The organism is Parabacteroides sp. AF27-14 (assembly GCF_003635425.1).
Classification (GTDB): domain Bacteria; phylum Bacteroidota; class Bacteroidia; order Bacteroidales; family Tannerellaceae; genus Parabacteroides; species Parabacteroides distasonis.
Window position 1 is genome coordinate 57752 of the sequence record NZ_QTLZ01000018.1, and the last position, 20751, is coordinate 78502.

Consider the following 20751-nt stretch of genomic DNA (forward strand, 5'->3'; position numbering starts at 1 on the left):
AGATAAACAATGAATATTCCAAAATATTCCTTAGAGAATCAGAAGATTATATACTTTTTCCTAGCGGTCATGCTGATAGGAGGTATATATTCTTTCTTTAAATTGCCGAAGAAGGAAGATTCTCCCTTCGTAATCAAGCAAGCGGTTTTGGTTACCCAATATCCGGGAGCGACACCTCAGGAGGTGGAGAAGCTGGTGACTGAGCCGATCGAACGGGAGATTCAGGCTATGTCGGATGTGTTCCAGATCAAATCTGAGTCTTATTTCGGTATGTCCAAGATTTCTATTGAGTTGCAGCCTACCTTGTCTCCGGATTATATGCCGGTCAAGTGGGACGAGTTGCGTCGTAAGGTGGCGAATATACAGCCCCGCCTTCCGTCTGGCGCCTCCTCGATATCCGTTAGTGATGACTTCGGTGACGTATTCGGAATTTATTATGCCTTGACGGCCGATGAGGGATATACTTACGACGACCTGCGTAATTGGGCGCAAAAGATCAAGACGGAGCTATCTCCTGTACCGGGTGTACAGAAGGTCTACCTATTCGGTGAACAGACACAAGTTGTCAACGTAAAGATCTCTATCCCGAAACTGGCTAACCTAGGTATCGACCCGAACGCTATCCAGCAGGTGATGCAAACGCAGAACTTGTTGGTGAATACGGGAGATATCAATACCGGTAATTATCAATTGCGTTTGCGTGCGGAAGGTACGTATAAGGATATACAAGATATCCGGGACCAATTGATCGTGACGAAAAGTGGCGGTGAGGTTCGTTTGGGAGATATCGCTACGGTAGAGCGTGGTTATATGGACCCTCCCTCGAACCTGATGCGTGTGGACGGTAAGCGTGCCATCGGTATCGGTGTCGCTACCGGTTCGAAAGACGATGTGGTTGCCGTGGGTAACGCCGTGGCGGATCATTTAGCGGAGATGGAGCAGCTGTTCCCGGTGGGTATGGACCTGAAAACGATCTATCCGGAGAACAAGATTGCGGATGAGGCGAACAACGGTTTTATCTTGAACTTGATCGAGTCGTTATTGATCGTTATCGTGATTATCTTTATCGTGATGGGGTCCCGTGCTGGTATGTTGGTCGGTAGTTCGTTGTTGTTCTCGGTAGGTGGTACCTTATTGATCATGTTGATCTGGGGTGTCGGCTTGAACCGAACCTCGTTGGCGGCCTTTATTATCGCTATGGGTATGTTGGTGGATAACGCTATCGTGGTGACGGATAATGCCCAAGTCGGTATCAAGCGGGGACTTTCCCGTTATCAGGCGTTGATCGATGGCGCGACGAAACCGCAGTGGGCGTTGTTGGGCGCTACCTTTATCGCCGTATGTTCTTTCTTGCCGATGTACTTGGCACCGGCATCCGTGGCCGAGATCGTGAAACCGTTGTTTATCGTATTGGCGGTATCCTTGGGATTAAGCTGGGTCTTGGCCTTGACGCAAACGACTACCTTCGGTAATTTTATCTTGAAAGAGGCGAAACCGGGTGAGAGCAAAGACCCGTACGATACGAAGCTGTATCATAAATTTGAGTCGGTATTGGGCCGTTTGATCAAGCGTAGATATGTAACGATCTCTACCGTGGTAGCTACGTTATTCCTTTCCTTGTTCGTGATGAGCATCATGCCGCAGAGTTTCTTCCCGATCATGAGCAAGCCTTATTTCCGTGCGGACTTGATCTTCCCGGAAGGATATAGCATCTACGACGTGGAGACGAACGTGAAGAAGATAGAGGAGGAATATCTCAGCAAGAATGAGAATATCAAATCATACTCGTTTACCTTGGGAGGTTCGCCGGTGCGTTATTACTTGGCCAGTTCTTCTATCGGTCCGAAGCCAAACTTCGCCAATGTGTTGATCGAGACACAAGATCCGGAGGATGCGCAAGCGGAAGAGGGTAAGTTCTACGATTATATGGTCGCTAACTATCCGAATATATTGACCCGTTCGGCTTTGTTCGCCTTGTCTCCGGTTCCGGATGCGGCGATCGAGATCGGTTTTATCGGCGATAACGTAGATACGTTGGTTGCCTTGACGCAAAGGGCGCAGGAGATCGCCCGGAATTATGATCAGGTGATGGAGGTTCGCAATAGTTGGGGTAACAAGGTTCCGGTATGGAAGCCGCTATATTCCCAAGAGAAAGGTTTGCGTCTGGGTATTACCCGTCAGCAGGTGGCTTATTCCTTGCGTTCGGCTACGAATGGCGTACCTTTGGGTGAGTATCGTGAGGGCGACGTGTTTATGCCGATCTTACTGAAAGATGCGGATAAGGATTCTATCAGTCTGAATGATATAAAGACTTTGCCGGTTTATAGCGCTAAAGGCCGTTCGGTAAAAGTGGAGCAGGTGATCGATGATTTCTCGCTGGATTATGAGTTTAACGTAGTGAGACGATTCAACCGTGAGCCGTGTATGCTTATGCAGTGTGAGCCGAAGCGTGGTGCCAATACGATGGCTGCTTTCAGTCATTTGTGGAAAGAGGTACAGGAGAAGATTCAGGTGCCGGAAGGATATAAGATGACGTATTTCGGTGAGCAATCCGAGCAAGATAAAGGTAATAAGGCGATCGCCGCTAATATCCCGTTGATGTTCGGTTTGATTTATGTCACCTTGTTATTCTTATTCCCGAAATATTACCGGAAACCGGTATTGATCATGGCGATGCTGCCGTTGATCTTCATTGGTGTGGTATTGGGATTGTTGGTGTTCGGTAAGTCTCTCGACTTCTTTGCTATGCTGGGTCTGTTGGGCTTGATCGGTATGAATATCAAGAATGCGATCGTGCTGGTGGACGAGATCGGTTTGCAATTGAACGCGGGCTTGTCTCCGGTGAATGCCGTGATAGAGGCAACGAAAACCCGTATCGTTCCGGTGACGATGGCTTCCGGTACGACGATCTTAGGTATGTTGCCGTTGTTGGGTGACGCTATGTTCGCCGGTATGGCGGCTACCATCATGGGTGGTCTGTTCGTATCTACGATCTTGACGATCTTCGTGCTTCCGGTTACTTATTGTGTTTTCTTTAAGATTAAATCAGAGTAAAAGGTATGAGAAATAAAATAATCATAGGTTGTTTATTGTTGGGTGCCTTGTCCGCTAAAGCGCAAGACGCCCGGCTATCGGCTGTGGAATATAAGGAACGGGTCCTTGAATACAGCCGTCAGATCAAGCAAAGCTCTGAGGAGCGTATCGCTATGCAGCATGCGATCAAGGCCGCTAAGACCGGTTTCTTCCCTTCTGTGGACTTCTCCGGCAGTTATCAGTACCGTATCAATAAATATGATTTGGATTTCGGACCGGGCATGTCCGTAGAGATGGACCATAATACGTATAGCCTAGGCGCTACGGTGAGCCAGCCCATCTATGCCGGCGGACAGATCTATAATAACTATAAGGCAGCTCAGGTACAAGGCAAGATCACCGAGCAAGCGGAAGAATTGACAACGGATAATATCGTTTATTCCGCCGATTTGAACTATTGGACGGCCGCCGCACGTAAAGGTATGTACGATGTGATGTGCCAGTATGTAGACATTGTCGGGGAGTTGGCGAACGTGTTGACGATCCGTTTCAATGACGGCCAGATCAGCAAGACCGATTTATTGCAAGTGGAGTCCCGCTTGAAAGAAGCGGAATTGAATAAAAGCTCGGCTTATAAGGAATATCAGATCGCGTTACAGAACTTGAACTCATTGATGGGTGTGTCTCCGTTAGACCCGATCGAGGTGGAAGATTCCATTACGACCTATCTGGCCTTGCCGTTGCAAGTAGGAGAGGATGTAGCTCTTCGGAATCGTCCGGACTACGCTATTTCCGAGTTGAACATAGAGTATCAAAAGAGACAGATCAATTTGTCGAAGGCGAAATATAACCCGTCTTTGGCGATCGGTTTTCAAGGTACTTGGGGTACGCCGATGTTGAACGTGAAAGGTTCGGACCAGTTGTGGACTCCGGCCGTCTTCGCTTCCTTGAAGATACCTTTGTTCCGTTGGGGAGCCCGTTTCAAGGAGGTAAATTCCCAGAAGGCCATCCTTCGTAGTAAGGAATACGCCTTGGACAATACGCGTGATAAGATCGCTCAAGAGGTAGCGAACGCATGGACAAGCCTAACCGAGTATACGAAACAAATTACCGTCGCGGAAGAGGCTTGTAAGATTGCCGAGGAGAACCTTGATTTGAATACCTTCAGCTACAACGAGGGTAAACTACCGATCTTGGATGTGCTCTCCGCCCAATTGTCATGGATTCAGTCTTACAGTAGCTTGATCCAGACTTGGTATCAGCAAAAGGCTTCTTTAGCCCAATATAACAAGGCTATAGGTATTCGCCGTTTGCAGTAAAAGAAACATATTTATACTTAGAAGACAAGGTCCCTTATTTTGGAAACGAGATAAGGGACCTTCTTTATGAAATAAAACGTCCTTTATTCCGTTAGGTAAACTGAAGATTGCTACATTTGCATACAATCTTGTCTGTTTGGGATACTCGTCGGAATCCGGACTTTTTAAGTAGAATGATGAAATAATAAGATGTATACAAAGTTACTAGATAAACAAACAAAACTTGCCCTAATCGGACTAGGATATGTCGGGCTTCCTATCGCGATAGAATTCGCTAAACATGTTTCCGTTATCGGATTTGATATCAACGAGGATCGCTTGGACAAGCTTCGGAACGGTATAGATCCGTGTGGTGAGCTTTCCTCTGAGGTATTTGAACATAAGGACATCACATTTACTTCTTCTATAGAGAAGCTAAGTGAGGCTTCTTTTTACGTGATAGCTGTTCCTACCCCGATAGACAGCCATAACGAGCCGGATCTATCCCCTTTGTTGGGTGCGACTCGCACGGTAGGCAAAGTCCTTAAACGAGGCGATTATGTAGTATACGAATCTACCGTATATCCGGGATGTACGGAAGAGGATTGCATCCCGATCTTGGAGGAGGTTTCAGGGTTGAGAGTAGGAGAGGACTTTAAGGTTGGATATTCACCGGAACGAATCAATCCGGGTGATAAGGTACATACCTTGATAAATACCGTGAAGATCGTTTCCGGCTGCGATGCCGAAGCTTTGGAAACGATATCGGACGTCTATAAGCTGGTCGTTCAAGCGGGGTTGCACCGTGCGCCTAGTATCAAGGTAGCCGAAGCCGCCAAGATTATCGAGAATACCCAGCGTGACGTGAATATAGCCCTTATGAACGAGCTTTCCATTATTTTCGATCGAATGGGGGTAAATACGTTTGATGTCTTGAAAGCCGCCGGAACGAAATGGAATTTCCTGCCTTTCTCTCCCGGATTGGTAGGTGGGCATTGTATAGGGGTAGATCCTTACTATCTGGTGCATAAAGCCAAAGAATTGCAATATCACACGAAGATGATCAACTCCGGTCGCTACGTGAACGATTCCATGGGACGGTATATCGGAAAGAAGGTCGTGAAAAAGATTATCTCGCAGGGGAAAAATATCCTAGGAGCGCATGTGTTGGTGATGGGTATGACTTTTAAGGAAAACGTATCGGATATACGTAACTCGAAAGTAGCCGATATTATCAATGAGTTTAAGGACTTCGGAGCCGAGGTCGATGTGATGGATCCGTTCGCTTCCCCTTTGGAAGTATTGCAAGAGTACGGTATCCGGTTAGTAGAGAGGCCCGGGAAGAAATATGACGCGGTAGTGGTAGCTGTCGCTCATACGACTTATTTGAAGCTGGATGAGTCCTACTTCATGTCGATCACGAACGAACATGCCGTGTTGGCGGACGTGAAAGGAGTCTATCGAGGTAGCATCCATCAGATGATCTATTGGAGTCTGTAATTGTTAAAAAGTAACACAAGCTGCAAAGAAATTTCGATAAACTTAAAAAAATGTGTTGTACAATATCTTTTTTTATTTGCTCAATTATATTAATTAGCCCATCTTTGCATGCAGATAACCTAAACAATCTTTTTGCCTTAAAGACTAATACCTATTAAAAACCTATAAAGGGAGCCTTTGCGAAAAGGCTCCCTTTATGATTTTCAGGGGATTAGTAGTTCGTTTCCTCTATCTTTGAGGTGATTCTGCTAATAGCCTCATTCAGTTTGTCTTCGGGTAATATTACGTTAAAATCTCCCCAGAAACCCTCGTCATAGTTGAAGTGAGTATCCGAGAAAACCGTGCGGGTGGGAAGGGATTCAATGCGTGAGAAGCGGTTCACATTGGCTGTATCTATCTTACAGGTAACCATTTCGAACCAAGTATGTAAAATATTTGTGTTAAAAAGTTGTCTTCTTTTTTTAATTTTAAAATGCAGATCTCCCCGGATATGGTTAATGTAGTAGGTGCCATTCCATTGCTTGTAAGATACCGTATAGGCTACTTTCTGGGGCGTGATCCGTAAATTCCGGCTTTTTCTCTCGACGAACATGCCGGCCGCTTGCTCGATATATTGGGGATTGACCTCAAAGTCCACCCTTAATAAGGCATTATTTTCCATGTCGATATATATCTGTCCCCGATAAAGCGGTTCATTGATACTCTTTCGTTGCTCGAAAGAGATGACGTTAGCAAGTCGATCATCCACTACCGTGATGTCGGTATGGGCGTATGTATAGGGTGAATCCGGGCTAGGATCCAGAAACTCCGGTAACTGTTTCATCAAATCCAAGACAAGGCAGGAGTAGATACCCGACTTCATTTTTGTGATCAACGTGTCCTTTTCCTGCTCGTTACTGATGCGGCGCATCTTTAGTAGTTTCACTTGATCGGCCAAGGCATTGCTGTGGTAAGATGCCTTATATACCTTAAAAACAGCCTCGGTCAGTCCTACGAGTCCTTTTTTACGTTCAACGCCTTCTCTGTAAAATGTGGTAAGGTAAATCGGGTGCTGGGAATAATTGCTTCTCCTCTCGTCCAGCATCTCCTGTAATAAGCGTTTCGGATTGGTTAGACGCACGATAACTTCTTGGATGGAGATTACTTTAGGCTCTAGGGATAAGACGGTATGTTTATCTATTAACTCCCGACCATCTATCTCTTGGGGAAGATAGCCGATATGAGAGAAACGTACCTTGGATAATCGGAGTGAGTCCGGTAATTTCAATCGGAACTCTCCATTCTGGTTGGTGATGGTGCCGATAGCGGCCTCGCCGATTCCTACCGATCCGAATGCGATTGGCTCATGGGTATATTGATCCTGTAAAGAACCTTCTATCGAGAAATAGGTTTGTATGGAATCGGGAGTTACGGATGCGCTTTTAGGAGCGGAGGGACTCTCTGGCAGATAAAGCAAGAGATGGTTCTCTATCGTACGGATCGCCAGATTTTTATTACCGGTAATAGCGTATATAGCTTCTTGTATCGTATAATCTCCACCTTTTATCGATGTTGTTTGTTCATTATCGATAATCTTACTGTCGTATATAAAAAGATAGCCGGAACGTTCCGTGACGAGTCCCAGCAATTGGTAGATATTTCCTTTTGATTTAGGCAATCGTATGACCTGTCCCAGTACGTTACCATTCTGGGCATTCATAGGGATGAGAGCTACGAGTAACAGCAACCATCCTACGATCAGCTGTCTCAAGGTTCGGAAATCATCCATATATTATTTTGTTGCGTACATTTTAGTTTTAACGCCGCGCAGATCAGTTCAGCCATCGTCGCGGGTGAGTTATTATAGAAACTAACGGTCAGCCGTCTATTCTCTAAATCAGCCGTTGTCTTCAATGGCATCATCGGATACTCCAGATTAATTACATGCAAGATATCTCCTAAGCGCTCATCCTTAAACTGGATACGGCGGGTGTAATCGGAAAATTGTTCGTTATCTTGAGTCGGAGCTACTTGTAAACGGTTGGAGAATAAGGATACGGTTTGGCCGGCCTTTACCAGCGTTTGTTCTCCGTTCTTCTTGAGTGTCACTTTCACTAATCCCCGGCGAACGGCCAATTCAAAGGCGCTTTTATCCGAGCTTTTGATATTGAATGAGGTTCCCAATACCTCGATCCGGGCCTGCTCTGTCTCGATTAGGAAAGGACGTTCCTTATTCCCGCTTACATCAAAAAGGGCGTTTCCTAGTAGAGACACCTCTCTTTTTTCTCTTTGGAAATGTTTCGGATAGCTTAACTGACTGTTATCGGCCAGATAAACGATAGACCCGTCTTCCAAAGTCGTGACCAAGGTGGTGGAAGCCTCGTTATTATGCAGGGTGAGCAGAGTGGTTTCCGGTGTCCGTTCTCGTCCAAGGAAAATAGCCGTAGCTACCGATACACAGAGTATAACGATAGCGGCGGCCCATTTCATAAGTCCGATCCGGTATGGGATTTGTGTACCGGAAATTGGCTTATCCAGCAGCCCGTCTTGCTCCAAGCGAGTGTATAATTGTTCCCATGCTTGGTCTGTCTTCAATTTATTTTTTTCTATTTGATTCATAACTGTTAGGTATAATTCTCGATTTCTTTTCTTAGTGTTTGTAGTGCCTTGGTCATTTCCGCTTCTACTGTCTTTATGGACAATGAGAGGCTGGAGGCTATCTCCGCATATTTCATTCCTTCGAAACGGTGCATCCGAAAGATCCGGAGGCGGCGTTCGGGCAATTTACCTAATGCCCGGTTGACCAAGGATTGCAATTCTTTGTACTCAAGTTGATCTTGCGGGGTATACGATTCGGATTCCGGATTCTCTCCGACTAAAACCGTATTCCGGTATCGGTATCGTACTTCCCGATGCTCCAGATATTGTAAGGACCGGTTCCGGGTAGCTCCATAAAGGTAGTTCTTGATGGAACGTAAGATTGGAAGAGATTCTCTTTCTTTCCAGAATACATAAAACAAGTCCTGAACGATCTCCTCCGCAACTTCCTGCTCTCCTGTTATACTGGTTGCGTACAGGCAAAGAGGGGTATAATAAAGCCTGAAAATACTTTCGAATGCTTTAATATCCCCTTCCTTGATCTTTTTGAGTACGAACAAATCCATAATAATTTGGTTTCAACAGATAATTGATAATGGACAAAGATAATGATTTGTCCATATCATTGTCGATAGTATATTTACACGGTCAATTTTTATGTTGCTTCTTTAATTTATATACCGCATTCTCCAAAGACTCGGTAGGCTCGATAATGTTGTAAGCTCCCCAGAAGTTCTCGTCGGCGAAGTCCGATACCTTGTCGGATAGAGACTGATCCGCTTTAAAAGACATCCGGTAGGGGATGGAGTTATTTTGTTCTTTACCATCGGTAACGACCATCTCGGATACGATCGTGTAGTTGGTAGAGAAAAGTTTTCGTTTCCAGTCGCATTTAAAGCGAACCTCATTGCGGATATAACTCAGATAGCTCATGCCGTCACGTTCTTTGTAAGTTACGAGGAAAGCTACCTCCACGGGTTTAAATCGCAAGCCAAAAGGCTTTTTGCGGAGGATGGCCTCGGTAGCCTTATTCCGGTCATCCATGCTGAGGGCGAATTCCGCACGGCTGAAGGAAAGCCGTTCCTTATCGATATACAATTTGCCGTAATATAAAGCGTAAGGCAAGATCGCTTGAGGTTGGAAACTGATTACGTAATGCGGTCGGTCGTTTAACATCACGCTTTCTTCCATACGGAAGGCGTAATAAGGTAAGATATTCGGGTCGAGCAATAAATCCGGATTCTTCACCACATCCACGTAAACGGATAGGTTAGGGCCTCCCAATAATTTCACGGCTAATGTGTCGCTAGCCTTCTCGCTCAATAATTTACGTCCTTTATAGATCTGTACCCGATCCCGTTCCACGTTCCTGTCCTTATAGGGAGTTTTGTAAACATCGATAACCGCTTCCGAGATATTGATGTAACGACGGCCTTTTTGTGCGGTCTCCCGGTAGAACCCGGTAAGCATGCTACCTGTGGCGATGTAATTCTTATTTACTTTCTCAATCGCCTCCTCTACGATATATCGAGGATCTCCGGCCCGGATAATGACTTCGCTAAGCGTATTCATGTTCGGTTCGAGTAATACCGTACATTCTAATATGTCCTTATCGTTCACGGGGATCAAGCCATTCAAATATCCGATATGCGATACTTCTACTTGTCTGGCATGGAGGCCGTTTTTCACTTTGATAGAGAACTCACCGTCATTATTGGTGATCGTTCCCACGTTGGTTCCCGGAATAGAGATATTTACGTATTCCAGTTTTTTTCGTGTTTGCTTGTCTTTTACTACACCGCTGACAGTGATAAACTCATCGTCTGCGCTATCCTGTGCCTTTATAGAGGTTACACCGCAAGCCAACAGTATCATCAGGATAAATCCCATAGTTTGTTTACAGAGCGCTTTCATATTTGTATTGTTTTAATGGTAAATAATCACTTTGTACTTATAGGATCGCTCAGAAAAGAAATACCCTATGGGATTTATCGAAAAAATCACACAACCTTTTGTCCGGGCTGCAAAGTCAACATTTCTTTAGGTACCGCTTTCTTGATGCTCTCTATTAAAATACCCGCTACGGTATGCCGGATAAAATCTTTACGGGTGACAAAGACGATCTCCCGTGTCGGCTTGGGAATGGCGAACGGACGTACCAATTCTTTCTGCTCTTTACTTAATTGCAGGGTAGCCAATTCCGGGATGAACGTAATACCGTTACCGCTTTCCACCATACGCATAAATGTCTCTAGGCTACCTAAACGGTAAGCGGCTTGGCGAACCTTTACCTTTTCCATCTGGCAGAAACGCATCAGCTGGTCACGGAAGCAATGTCCCTCGTCCAGCAGCCACAACCGCTCGTCGTTGATATCGGCGGTACGGATCAAATCCTTTTTGAAGATAGATTCATTATGAGCCACGTATCCGAAGAATTGCTCATAATATAATATGTCTCCTTGTAAATAGGATTCTGTGGGTTGGTTCGCTATGATAGCGGCATCGATTTCCCCGTTTTGCAGGGCGGCCATAGTGGGAGCGGTTTTCATTTCCAGCATACGGATGTCAAGATCCGTATGCTTTTCCGATAATTGCTGGAAAAAGCGAGGTAGCAAATAAGGGGCGATAGTCGGTAGCACCGCTAAGCGGAACGTACCTTTCAATGACTGTTCCTCCTCGTTCACGATATCTTTGATAAGAGAAGCTTGATAGAGGACATTTCTCGCTTGCTCAATAACCTTACGTCCGGCAGGTGTGGGGCGAACGGGCTGCAGGTTTCGATCGAACAATTTAATACCTAGTTCGTCTTCCAGCTTTTGGATCATCATACTCAATGTCGGTTGTGTCACCCTACAATGCTCTGCTGCCTTTGCGAAATGACGATAAGTATCCACCGCTAGGATATATTCGAGTTGCTGTATATTCATAGTACTTAATTTTACAAGCGTTAGAAATTAATGAAGACAAACTTACGGAAAAACGCTGGAATAATCGAATAAAAGTGGAAGAATAAAGCAACTTAATTTGAGTATTAGGCATTTAGGGGGAAATCGGGGAAGTTGGGTGAAAAGCCAAAATACATTTGCTTATCATGGAACAGACGAATGGGCTAACTGGATGATAGATTTACACAGAAAAAATATGTAACTTTGGAGAGTAATTTACAAATGGTTTACAGTCGTATATATAATGAGCTAAAAATTAATTGATTAAAGTATATGTCAGACAGTATCGTCATTATTCCTACATACAACGAGAAGGAGAATATTGAGAATATCATTCGTGCCGTGTTCGGGCTGGAGAAAGTGTTTCATATCTTGGTGATCGATGATGGCTCTCCGGATGGGACGGCGGCTATCGTGAAGGGCTTGCAGAAGGAGTTCCCGGAGCGTCTTTTTATCGTGGAGCGTAAGGGGAAGCTGGGATTGGGTACCGCTTATATCCGGGGTTTTAAATGGGCTATCGAGCATAAATATGATTTTATTTTCGAGATGGACGCCGATTTCAGTCATAATCCCAATGACCTGCCGAAGCTATACGCCGCTTGTACCGGGCAGGGTGCCGACGTAGCCATCGGGTCGAGGTATTGCAACGGGGTGAATGTGGTGAACTGGCCGTTGGGCCGTGTGTTGATGTCTTATTTCGCCTCGGTGTATGTCCGTATCGTCACGGGTATGAAGATACAGGATACGACGGCGGGTTTTAAATGTTACCGCCGTGAGGTGCTGGAGACGATCGATCTGGACCGTGTCCATTTCAAGGGATACGCCTTTCAGGTGGAGATGAAGTTTACGGCTTATAAGTGCGGCTTCAAGCTCGTGGAGGTGCCGATCATCTTTATCAACCGTGCCTTGGGTGTCTCCAAGATGAACTCTTCGATATTCGGGGAGGCTTTATTCGGCGTCCTTCAATTGAAATGGTGGAGTTTCTTCAGGAAGTATCCGAGGAAACATGCGAGCCATGCCTAATGAAAACAGAGTTTGACAATTTATAATAGGATAAGAAAGATGAATAAAATATTAATCCAAAATCCGAGAATCATCAACGAGGGCCGTTCTTTTATCGGCTCGGTGTTGGTGGAGGGAGATAAGATCGCGGCGGTGTTCGAGGGGGAGGTTCCCGGGAACGTGCGTGCCGAGGCGAACCAAGTGATCGACGCTACGGGGAAATGGTTGATACCGGGCGTCATCGATGATCAGGTGCATTTCCGGGACCCCGGGCTTACCCATAAGGGGGATATCGGGACCGAGAGCTGTGCGGCCGTGGCCGGTGGCGTGACGACCTTCATGGACATGCCGAACACGAAGCCACAGACCACGACGATCGCCGATCTGGAATGGAAATTCAACCGTGCCGCCGAGGTCTCCCGTGCGAATTACTCCTTCTTCTTCGGTGGGACAAACGATAATATGGACGAGATCCGCAGGCTGGATCGTAGCCGTGTGCCGGGACTGAAACTCTTCCTCGGCTCGTCTACGGGAAATATGCTGGTGGACAAGAAAGACTCGTTGGAGCGTATCTTCGGCGAGGCCGGTATGCTGATCGCCATCCATGCGGAGAAAGAGGAGGTGATCCGGCGTAATATCCAGTATTACACGAACCTGCATGGCGAGGATCTGGATATCTCTTTCCATAGCAAGATCCGTAGCGAGGAGGCCTGCTACCAATGCTCGGCCGAGGCGGTTGAACTGGCTACCCGCTTGGGTTCCCGTTTGCATATCCTGCATCTCTCCACGGAGAAGGAATTATCGTTGCTCGGCAACCGTCTTCCCTTGAGCGAGAAAAAGATAACCGGCGAGGTCTGCGTGCACCATCTGTGGTTTCATGACGGCGACTACGCCCAATTCGGTAATCGTATCAAGTGGAATCCTTCTATCAAGACGATCGAGGATCGCACGGCGCTGCGTGAGGCGGTCAATAACAATACGATCGATATCGTGGCTACCGACCATGCCCCGCATCTACCGGAGGAGAAGCAAGGCTCTTGCTTGAAGGCGGCTTCCGGAGGACCGCTTATCCAGCACTCCTTGATCACGATGTTGGAGCTGGCGATGGAAGGCCGTTTCACGTACGAGAAGGTGGTCGAAAAGATGGCGCATATGCCGGCGGAGCTGTTTCGTATCGATAGGAGGGGATACATTCGTCCCGGATACTACGCCGATATCGTATTGATCGATCCGGAGCAGACTTGGACGGTATCGAAGGAGAATATCTTGTACAAATGCGGCTGGTCTCCTTTCGAGGGCTATACGTTCCACCATGGCGTATGGAAGACTTTCGTGAATGGCGAGTTGGCCTATGGCGATGGAGAGGTGAATGACGCCGTGAGAGGTAAAGAAGTCCGTTATCTATAGCAGTAGAGACGGGGCATGCCCCCGTCTCATCCTATCTATTGGATATCGATCAATTTATGGGTTTGCAGACTTAGTCTCCACCGGGGATGCCGGAGGATGTAATCCACTACCTCTTTCGTATTTTGGCAGGAGCAGGGTTGCAGGAAATGGTACCGTGCGGGGATTTCGGCGTATGCGGACAGGTCTTGCCCGGTATAAACCACCTTTATCTCGTCGACTCTTTCCAATACCACCGGGGCGTTCTCCTTGGGCGAGCAAGTCACCCAGTCGATGCCGTCGGGCAAGGGGCGTGTGCCGTTGGTCTCGATACAGATCTGTTTCCCCGCCTCACGTAAGCGGGATATAAGCGCCTTGTCGATCCACAGGCTAGGTTCTCCTCCCGTCAGGATTACCATCCGTGCGGGAAAGGAAGATACCTTCTCCACGATCTCCTCGTCCGTCATCATTACGCCCTCCTCGTGGCGGGTGTCGCAGAAGCTACATCTCAGGTTGCAACCGGAGAAGCGGACGAATACGGCGGGAGTCCCCGTATGGAACCCTTCGCCTTGCAAGCTGTAGAATATCTCGTTAATCTTCCTCATAGATCGCCGTGTTACCCTCAGACTCTTTTACCTCTACCTTGAAACAAGACGGGATCTGCTCGTATACCCAAAAGGCTATGTTCTCCGCCGTCGGGTTGAAAGGTAAGATATCGTTCAAGTTCTGGTGGTCCAACAGGGATTTCACCGATCTCTTGATATGACTGAAATCGACTACCATGCCATCGGCGTTTAATTCCTTGGAGCGGCAATAAACCGTGATCATCCAATTGTGACCATGTAGATTCTCACATTTGCTGGGGTAGGACAATCTCAAGCTATGGGAAGCGGAGATCTCCATACGTTTAATTACGGTATACATACGATAATAATGTTTATACGATAAATAATAATGTACCTAATGTCACCTCGGCACACAAAAAAATCCCGGATATTAATCCGGGATGCAAATATACGAAATATTTAGTTTGTTTGTACGACACTTGTCTACGATCGGTAGAGACAGGCGGTACGTCGATCGGCTATGCCTCTTGGTTCAGCGCCTTCATCGAGAACAGGAAGGTCGTTCCTTTGCCCTCGCCCTCGGACTCGAACCAAAGCTTTCCTCCATGAAGCTCCACGAAGTCCTTGCAAAGCATCAATCCCAGACCGGAGCCTTTCTCGTTCTTCGTCCCGTAGGTCGTGAAATGCGAGTCTTGTTTCAAGAGCTTGTCTTGATCCTCTTTCTTGATGCCCTTGCCGGTATCTTTCACGCTAACGGTTACGAAATCCCCCTCGGAGCGTGAGGATAAGGTGATCGTGCCCCCCTCGAAACTAAACTTCATGGCGTTAGAGATCAGGTTACGGATAATCGTCTTGAGCATATCGATATCGACCAAGCCTACCAGCTCTTTATCCAGATTTTCTAGGATAATCTTCACGCCTTTTTGCGCCGCCATCGGGACATACATCTCGGCGGTACTATCGATGATACTGTTTATGTCGGTCTGTTGCTTATATACGTGCTGCTTGTTCAAGCGGTTCTTGGCCCATTTCAGCAGGTTGTCCAGCAAGAGGAAGATCTCCTCGGAGGTCTTGTTCATCATCTGGATCATCTCGTACACCTCGTCGCCTACCCGCTCCTTGTCCACCATCATCAAGATGGCGTTATTCATCATTTTCAACGAGCCTAGCGGGGAACGCAGGTCATGGGCGATAACGGAGTATAGCGTATCCCTAGACTCGATCGTGTTCTCCAGCTCGGCCTTGATGCGCTTGATGCTGTAAAGCTCGTAGCGGTGGGCCACCCTCTTCACCAGCTCCTCACGTTGGAAAGGCTTTGTGACGTATTCGGTGGCGCCCAATTGGTAACCTTTCACGATGCTTTGCATATCGCTTAGGGCGGACATGATAATCACGGGTATATCCGTAGTCTCGGGATTGCTTTTCAGATGCTGGAGGACCTCATATCCGTCCATCTCAGGCATCATGATATCGAGTAATATCAGATTTGGGTGTTTCTCGTTAGCTATGCGTAGCACTTTTGTCCCGCTGTCGCAAGTCAAAAGCGTATATCCCTCTTTCTTCAGTATGGCTTGTACTAGCATGACGTTTGTAGGGACATCATCTACGATAAGAACTTTATACTCTGAGGCCAATTTATCCATTGTATCTAAATTGTGTTCTAGTTTTCTTGATATTCAAATAGTATCAATAGCGCAAAAGTATTAATTAAAGTCGACATATAACGACTATTTATCCATCTATTTTTTTATTTTTTTATCCCGCGCCTCGTTTGGCTTTTTCCCAAGCGCCTGTGCCTTTATGCTTAGCGAGATAGCTATACCCTCGTATGACATTGATATTCATGAATAAAAAGTAATAAGGAATGAATAATAGCTTGTTCCGGATGTTCCGTTTTTCCATTTTATACCCCAAGTATCCCAGCAGGTAAAACGCTAATTGCAGGGCAAGGATGACCGTGTAAAGGGTATGCCCGGTACAGGCTAGGAGAAGGTTGAGGGGCAGGAGGGCGAAGAGCACGACCGGCGTCAGCGTCCAGCGCAGTACCCGGTGGCTGATGTATTGGAAGCTCAGTATCCCGTACCGGAAGATATTCAATAATCCCCGTAGCCGCCATACCGATTGCAATCCTCCGGCCGATATGCGTACTTTACGTTTCTCCTCCTCCCGCATGTTCAGGGAGGCGCTCTCGAGGGCGTACGCCTCTTTGCTGTAGGCGATCTTGTAGCCTCTCATCGCTATGCGCAGGGAGAGGATGAAATCGTCCAGCAGGGTATCCGGGGGCATCTGCTCGAAGAGGGAGGTGCGGATGGCGAAGAGCTCGCCTGCCGCCCCGACGGCGGAGTATAGGCGGTAGTCCAGTCGCTTGAGGGCGGACTCGTATTTCCAGTATATGCCTTCTCCGGCGGTGGCTCCTTGCTCGGCTTGTATCTCTACCCGTTTCTCTCCGGCCACGCAGCCTACCCGTGGGTCGCTGAACTGGCGTATGATCTCCTTGATGGCGCCCTTGTTCAGCATCGTGTTGGCGTCGGTGAAGATGACGTAGGGGGTATTGACGTAGGGGAGGGCCCGGTTCAAGGCGGCGGTCTTTCCTTGTCGCCGCGGTTGGTACAGTACGGTGACCTCCGGGTACTCTTTCAGTCTTTCATTCGTGTTGTCATTGCTTCCATCGGTGATCCAGACCAGTCTCAGCTTATCCGCCGGATAATCCAGTTGTCTGCAATTCACCATCTTGCTCGCCACGATCGCCTCCTCGTTGTAGGCGGCTATCAGCAACGTGGCCTCCGGTAGTGTCTCGGGAAGGCGGGGGAGCCGGGGTTTAACGAACAGCTCCTTGATCTTTACCATAAGGTATAATACGATCCCATACCCCAGATAGGTATAGAAAACGATCCCGATGCCGATCCAGAAGAGGATCTCAATGACTTGACAGCTCTTTTCCATAAAATCTATTTAATTGAAGTGAAACCATTTTTGAAGTATATCCTTGATTTTAAATTTGATGGCTAAATTCACCAAATTGATTTTTATAGTTATAGGTAAACTGTAAAAAATGTATATAGCAAGAAAACGAAGGTAAGAGGTACTACAGATAATTCGGTTAGGTAGTTGGAAATTTCGAGTTAATAAAGAGCATGCGAGTTTTTTCCTTTCTTGTTTTTCCATTTTGTTATCTACGCATAATATTCTGTAGGCATGATATAGGCCCATGAACATGGTATCGAAGAGCAAACAGGGATAAATTGAGTGTGCTCTTAAGTGGGCTATATAGGCTCTTTTTGTTTTTTCTATTTCTGCGTAGCTGATACTTAATTTCATCGAATACCCTTGTGTCTTGATCTTTGAGGTTGTGGATTCTGGATTTATAGTATAATACAAGGTTTGATCGGATATTAATTGGCAAGACTTTGCGGATATAATAACTTGATATGTGAACCAGCAATCCTCTACCAGTTGATGAGGTATACACTGTATATTATGGGATTTTAAAAAGTTTAAATTATAAAGTTTGTTCCAGCTCATTACATATATATCATTGTTTTGTGCATATCGATATTGTGCGACTGGTAAATCATCTCCTTGGATTAAAATCGGGCTATACGTATAAGTAGGGTAGGTCTTTCCTGAGAGATCTTTCTTCATGTGTGATGCTGCGATGAAATCAACAGGATGTTCTTGCATTTTATGTACGAGAATTTCTATGCATGTAGGGATGATCTCATCGTCACTATCCATAAAAAACAGATACTCGCCTTGCGCATTATCGATGGCAGTATTTCTTGTAGCCCCAAGGCCAATATTATACGGATGCTCGATGATACGGACATCCTTTCCTCTTGGATGATCTTTAATAATTCTATGGACAATGTCCATGGAATCATCTTGCCCTTTATCGTCTACTATTAAATATTCTATATTATCATATGTTTGGTTTAATACGGATAGTAACGCTCTTTCTACGAATAGAGACACGTTATAAATAGGTATTGCTAAAGAAACTTTATACATAACTTTGTTATTTTGAGTTATTGTTTATGAAATAAATACCATCTTTTATTCCTTTAAACAAAAATGGAATAAGATGGAATTTTGCTTGAATCGTAAATATTAGAATCTTTTTGCAAAGAGCAAATGTCGTTTGATATATATATGAACATATACGAATTCTTTTTTTTGATAAAATGCGCTGGGCAAATATGAGACGATTTCGGGTGTGATAATATATACGCAAAGGACTCTCAATACCCACACTAGCGCTTTCCTTATGATAGATTATAGCTTTGGGCTCAAACCAAATAGAGGATCCAGTCTTTTGAATTTGAGTACACCAATCTAACTCTTCATAATAAAGGAAGTAGAATTCTGGCATTTTCCCGAATTTTTGTATGTCAATCGCCTTGACTGCCATGGCAGCTCCATGGGCGAATGAGGTTTCATGCGCTTCTTCGAACTGTCCTTGGTCTAACTGATCATAGCCAATGGAGGTGTTCCGGAGCGTTATGTGGCTCATTGGTGTGGAACCTGCGTATTGTAAACGTTCTTTTTCGGGCCAACAAGCTATTTTAGGAGAGACGCATCCTATTCGAGGATTGCTGTCCAGTCTATTTACTAATGCTTTTAGGAATGGTTGGGTAATGATTGTATCATTGTTAAGAAGTAATAAATAATAGCCTGTGGCATATGATATTCCCAAGTTATTACCACCGGCGAATCCAAGGTTTTTCTCACTCCGTATAACCTGTATGTCTGGGAACTTGGATTGGAGAAGCTTATGTTCCAGAGGGTCGGTAGAAGCGTTGTCTACGACAATGATCTCATGAGGATAAGTCTCATGGATAGCCAAGGATTCTATCATCTCGACGGTATCTTTCAACCCGTTATAATTGATAGTGATAATGGAGACTTTTTTAATCATGGCTTTCTTCTTTTTTTATCGTTATGTCATGTGGAGTGCTCTGAAAGCTCGTATCCTTGTTTTTTATCCGGATGAATGAGGCTATATATCCTTTTGTCAAGATGAAAAAAAGGAAGGGAAGCTTCGACAGATTCCTGTAAAGTTTCCGTGTATGCATCTTGCGGGGAATGGCCAGCGTATATGTCAAGATGCTGATTAATATCAGTCCATACCATTTCAGGGCAAGCGGGAAAGTTGTGAGGCTCCATGCCAAGGCGAGGAGAGACGGGATGATCAGTTTTAATATTCTCGGGAGCGGGAACCATTGGACCGCCTTGTCCATATAATTCCAGTTGAGGGTACGGAGGTCGAGATGCCGTATGATCAAAGAGAATGCCAGCAGTTGGGCGTGGAACCAGCGGGATCTTTGCCGTGCCATGACCTCTTGGCGTGAGGTCTTCTCGTCGTACACGAGGATGTCCTCGGCGTAATCGACAAAGATATTTTCCGTGGCGAGATAGATCTCCAGCTCCTTGTCCTCGGCGAAAGTGCCGCATTGGGGCATGTGGGATTTCAGCCATCCGAAGTCGAATACCATGCCGGAGCCTATCAAGGAGGAGGAGATCCCGACATTGACCCGCCCCTTGCGGAAGATGGTGTTGTTGATCTCTTCGGAGATACCGTCCCATACCGCTATCGGCGTATTGTCGTTCTTGAGGGTACGGTGCGCTTGCAGGGCGATGTTGTCTTGCGTGATATCGTTGACCCGGGTCAGGAAATCCGTATCCGTGAGGTTGTCGGCATCGAGGATGACGACTTTATCGATTCCCTCTTTCAGGTATTCCAAGGCGTAGGTGATGGACTTATGTTTCATGCTATGCTTGAAATCCGGCGTGAGGAGCTCGATCGGGAGCTTGGCGAGCGCTTGGTTCGTTTCCTCCCGCATATGGTCCGATACCACGATCACCCGGTATTTGTCCGCCGGATAGTCTTGCAGGAGGATGCGCTCCACGGATTCCTGTATGACTTGGTCTTCCTTATAGGCGGCGAAGATGACGGCGAACTTCTGGAGCCGTATGCTCCGGTGCTTCCGGTACCTCCTCCGAAAAAAGGACGCCAACGTAAAAAATAGGTCATAGCCTATGAAAAAGGCGATGAAAATGAATAGGGCGATATCTATGTAGATCAACAAGTGCATTCGCTTTTTTTTACAAAAGTACTTATAATTTTCAATAAGAGTTTGATTCTGCCGTTTTTTCTCACCTAAGGGGGCCATATCTTTCCCAGCGAGCTCAGCGCCGCCGAGAGTATCAGCCCCCAGCCCAGCAGGTTCAAGGGGCCGGGCGAGGGGTGGACGAGAGCGAGAGTATCGCCCCGATAGCCGCCAACGCCGCCTCCCGCATGTCTAGCAGGAGGGAGAGTACCGCCAGCAGGAAGAGGCTGGCCAAGGCGAGCAGGCGGAAGTGGGGGAAAGGGGGGCGTGGGCTCCGTGGGAGTGTCGGTCGTGTCATGGGGCGGTTGTTTTTGGGGCGTGTGAGATCCTAGGTTTAGCA

At 46.4% G+C, this 20751-nt stretch carries 17 protein-coding genes; 5 read left to right on the top strand and 12 right to left on the bottom strand.

Features of this window, described 5'->3' with window-relative positions; genetic code table 11:
* The first annotated feature begins 9 nt into the window (after positions 1 to 9).
* The 3 genes from DWY79_RS16575 to DWY79_RS16585 all read left to right on the top strand — a co-directional run bounded on the left by DWY79_RS16575 (position 10) and on the right by DWY79_RS16585 (position 5831).
* The gene (locus tag DWY79_RS16575) at positions 10 to 3054 is read left to right on the top strand and encodes an efflux RND transporter permease subunit (RefSeq protein WP_005868335.1); all 3045 of its coding nucleotides are present in this window, start codon (positions 10 to 12) and stop codon (positions 3052 to 3054) included.
* 5 nt (positions 3055 to 3059) lie between these two features.
* Positions 3060 to 4352 (top strand): TolC family protein, encoded by a 1293-nt coding sequence (locus DWY79_RS16580; RefSeq protein WP_009276023.1) that lies wholly within the window; start codon positions 3060 to 3062, stop codon positions 4350 to 4352.
* A 189-nt stretch (positions 4353 to 4541) separates the two neighbouring features.
* Positions 4542 to 5831, top strand: a complete 1290-nt coding sequence (locus DWY79_RS16585) for a nucleotide sugar dehydrogenase (protein WP_122369825.1) — start codon at positions 4542 to 4544, stop codon at positions 5829 to 5831.
* 211 nt (positions 5832 to 6042) lie between these two features.
* Here DWY79_RS16585 and DWY79_RS16590 read toward each other — a convergent pair whose 3' ends face one another.
* The 5 genes from DWY79_RS16590 to DWY79_RS16610 form a co-directional block, all read right to left on the bottom strand.
* Complete coding sequence (locus DWY79_RS16590; protein ID WP_005856509.1) at positions 6043 to 7599, bottom strand: STN and carboxypeptidase regulatory-like domain-containing protein; 1557 nt, start codon at positions 7597 to 7599, stop codon at positions 6043 to 6045.
* The gene (locus DWY79_RS16595) at positions 7578 to 8429 is read right to left on the bottom strand and encodes a FecR family protein (RefSeq protein ID WP_122369827.1); all 852 of its coding nucleotides are present in this window, start codon (positions 8427 to 8429) and stop codon (positions 7578 to 7580) included. Before DWY79_RS16595 ends, DWY79_RS16590 begins: the two co-directional genes overlap by 22 nt.
* Positions 8430 to 8434: 5 nt before the next feature.
* The gene (locus DWY79_RS16600; RefSeq protein ID WP_122115046.1) at positions 8435 to 8974 is read right to left on the bottom strand and encodes an RNA polymerase sigma-70 factor; all 540 of its coding nucleotides are present in this window, start codon (positions 8972 to 8974) and stop codon (positions 8435 to 8437) included.
* Positions 8975 to 9056: 82 nt separating this feature from the next.
* Positions 9057 to 10322, bottom strand: coding sequence for a carboxypeptidase-like regulatory domain-containing protein (locus DWY79_RS16605; protein WP_005868347.1), 1266 nt, complete (start codon positions 10320 to 10322; stop codon positions 9057 to 9059).
* A gap of 86 nt (positions 10323 to 10408) precedes the next feature.
* Positions 10409 to 11335 carry a hydrogen peroxide-inducible genes activator gene (locus tag DWY79_RS16610; RefSeq protein ID WP_005868349.1) on the bottom strand — a complete coding sequence of 309 codons (927 nt, stop codon included), beginning with the start codon at positions 11333 to 11335 and terminating at the stop codon, positions 10409 to 10411.
* 291 nt (positions 11336 to 11626) lie between these two features.
* Here DWY79_RS16610 and DWY79_RS16615 point away from each other — a divergent pair, with 291 nt between their 5' ends.
* Together DWY79_RS16615 and DWY79_RS16620 are read left to right on the top strand one after the other, a co-directional pair.
* Positions 11627 to 12376: a polyprenol monophosphomannose synthase gene (locus DWY79_RS16615; RefSeq protein ID WP_005856519.1), complete on the top strand. Its 750-nt coding sequence runs from the start codon at positions 11627 to 11629 to the stop codon at positions 12374 to 12376.
* 39 nt (positions 12377 to 12415) lie between these two features.
* Complete coding sequence (locus DWY79_RS16620; RefSeq protein ID WP_122369829.1) at positions 12416 to 13762, top strand: dihydroorotase; 1347 nt, start codon at positions 12416 to 12418, stop codon at positions 13760 to 13762.
* Positions 13763 to 13797: 35 nt separating this feature from the next.
* Here DWY79_RS16620 and DWY79_RS16625 read toward each other — a convergent pair whose 3' ends face one another.
* The 7 genes from DWY79_RS16625 to DWY79_RS16655 form a co-directional block, all read right to left on the bottom strand.
* Entirely contained in the window at positions 13798 to 14343 is a 546-nt protein-coding gene (locus tag DWY79_RS16625) for a radical SAM protein (RefSeq protein ID WP_005868354.1), read from the bottom strand.
* Positions 14330 to 14662, bottom strand: coding sequence for a 6-carboxytetrahydropterin synthase (locus tag DWY79_RS16630; RefSeq protein ID WP_005856525.1), 333 nt, complete (start codon positions 14660 to 14662; stop codon positions 14330 to 14332). The genes DWY79_RS16625 and DWY79_RS16630 overlap by 14 nt, the downstream gene beginning before the upstream one ends.
* A gap of 160 nt (positions 14663 to 14822) precedes the next feature.
* A complete protein-coding gene (locus DWY79_RS16635) occupies positions 14823 to 15947 on the bottom strand; it encodes a hybrid sensor histidine kinase/response regulator (protein ID WP_122369831.1) in 1125 nt (374 codons plus the stop codon).
* A 112-nt stretch (positions 15948 to 16059) separates the two neighbouring features.
* Positions 16060 to 17247, bottom strand: a complete 1188-nt coding sequence (locus tag DWY79_RS16640) for a glycosyltransferase family 2 protein (protein ID WP_005868356.1) — start codon at positions 17245 to 17247, stop codon at positions 16060 to 16062.
* A gap of 9 nt (positions 17248 to 17256) precedes the next feature.
* A complete protein-coding gene (locus DWY79_RS16645) occupies positions 17257 to 18312 on the bottom strand; it encodes a glycosyltransferase family 2 protein (RefSeq protein ID WP_005868357.1) in 1056 nt (351 codons plus the stop codon).
* A gap of 7 nt (positions 18313 to 18319) precedes the next feature.
* Complete coding sequence (locus DWY79_RS16650) at positions 18320 to 19219, bottom strand: glycosyltransferase family 2 protein (protein ID WP_005868358.1); 900 nt, start codon at positions 19217 to 19219, stop codon at positions 18320 to 18322.
* Positions 19212 to 20396 (bottom strand): glycosyltransferase family 2 protein, encoded by a 1185-nt coding sequence (locus tag DWY79_RS16655; RefSeq protein WP_122369833.1) that lies wholly within the window; start codon positions 20394 to 20396, stop codon positions 19212 to 19214. Before DWY79_RS16655 ends, DWY79_RS16650 begins: the two co-directional genes overlap by 8 nt.
* Positions 20397 to 20751: the final 355 nt, after the last annotated feature.

Bases quoted from the DNA above. Each gene is read 5' to 3' on its own strand.
- DWY79_RS16575 (WP_005868335.1), top strand. From the start codon at position 10: ATGAATATTCCAAAATATTCCTTAGAGAATCAGAAGATTATATACTTT.
- DWY79_RS16580 (WP_009276023.1), top strand. From the start codon at position 3,060: ATGAGAAATAAAATAATCATAGGTTGTTTATTGTTGGGTGCCTTGTCC.
- DWY79_RS16585 (WP_122369825.1), top strand. From the start codon at position 4,542: ATGTATACAAAGTTACTAGATAAACAAACAAAACTTGCCCTAATCGGA.
- DWY79_RS16590 (WP_005856509.1), bottom strand. From the start codon at position 7,599: ATGGATGATTTCCGAACCTTGAGACAGCTGATCGTAGGATGGTTGCTG.
- DWY79_RS16595 (WP_122369827.1), bottom strand. From the start codon at position 8,429: ATGAATCAAATAGAAAAAAATAAATTGAAGACAGACCAAGCATGGGAA.
- DWY79_RS16600 (WP_122115046.1), bottom strand. From the start codon at position 8,974: ATGGATTTGTTCGTACTCAAAAAGATCAAGGAAGGGGATATTAAAGCA.
- DWY79_RS16605 (WP_005868347.1), bottom strand. From the start codon at position 10,322: ATGAAAGCGCTCTGTAAACAAACTATGGGATTTATCCTGATGATACTG.
- DWY79_RS16610 (WP_005868349.1), bottom strand. From the start codon at position 11,335: ATGAATATACAGCAACTCGAATATATCCTAGCGGTGGATACTTATCGT.
- DWY79_RS16615 (WP_005856519.1), top strand. From the start codon at position 11,627: ATGTCAGACAGTATCGTCATTATTCCTACATACAACGAGAAGGAGAAT.
- DWY79_RS16620 (WP_122369829.1), top strand. From the start codon at position 12,416: ATGAATAAAATATTAATCCAAAATCCGAGAATCATCAACGAGGGCCGT.
- DWY79_RS16625 (WP_005868354.1), bottom strand. From the start codon at position 14,343: ATGAGGAAGATTAACGAGATATTCTACAGCTTGCAAGGCGAAGGGTTC.
- DWY79_RS16630 (WP_005856525.1), bottom strand. From the start codon at position 14,662: ATGTATACCGTAATTAAACGTATGGAGATCTCCGCTTCCCATAGCTTG.
- DWY79_RS16635 (WP_122369831.1), bottom strand. From the start codon at position 15,947: ATGGATAAATTGGCCTCAGAGTATAAAGTTCTTATCGTAGATGATGTC.
- DWY79_RS16640 (WP_005868356.1), bottom strand. From the start codon at position 17,247: ATGGAAAAGAGCTGTCAAGTCATTGAGATCCTCTTCTGGATCGGCATC.
- DWY79_RS16645 (WP_005868357.1), bottom strand. From the start codon at position 18,312: ATGTATAAAGTTTCTTTAGCAATACCTATTTATAACGTGTCTCTATTC.
- DWY79_RS16650 (WP_005868358.1), bottom strand. From the start codon at position 19,219: ATGATTAAAAAAGTCTCCATTATCACTATCAATTATAACGGGTTGAAA.
- DWY79_RS16655 (WP_122369833.1), bottom strand. From the start codon at position 20,396: ATGCACTTGTTGATCTACATAGATATCGCCCTATTCATTTTCATCGCC.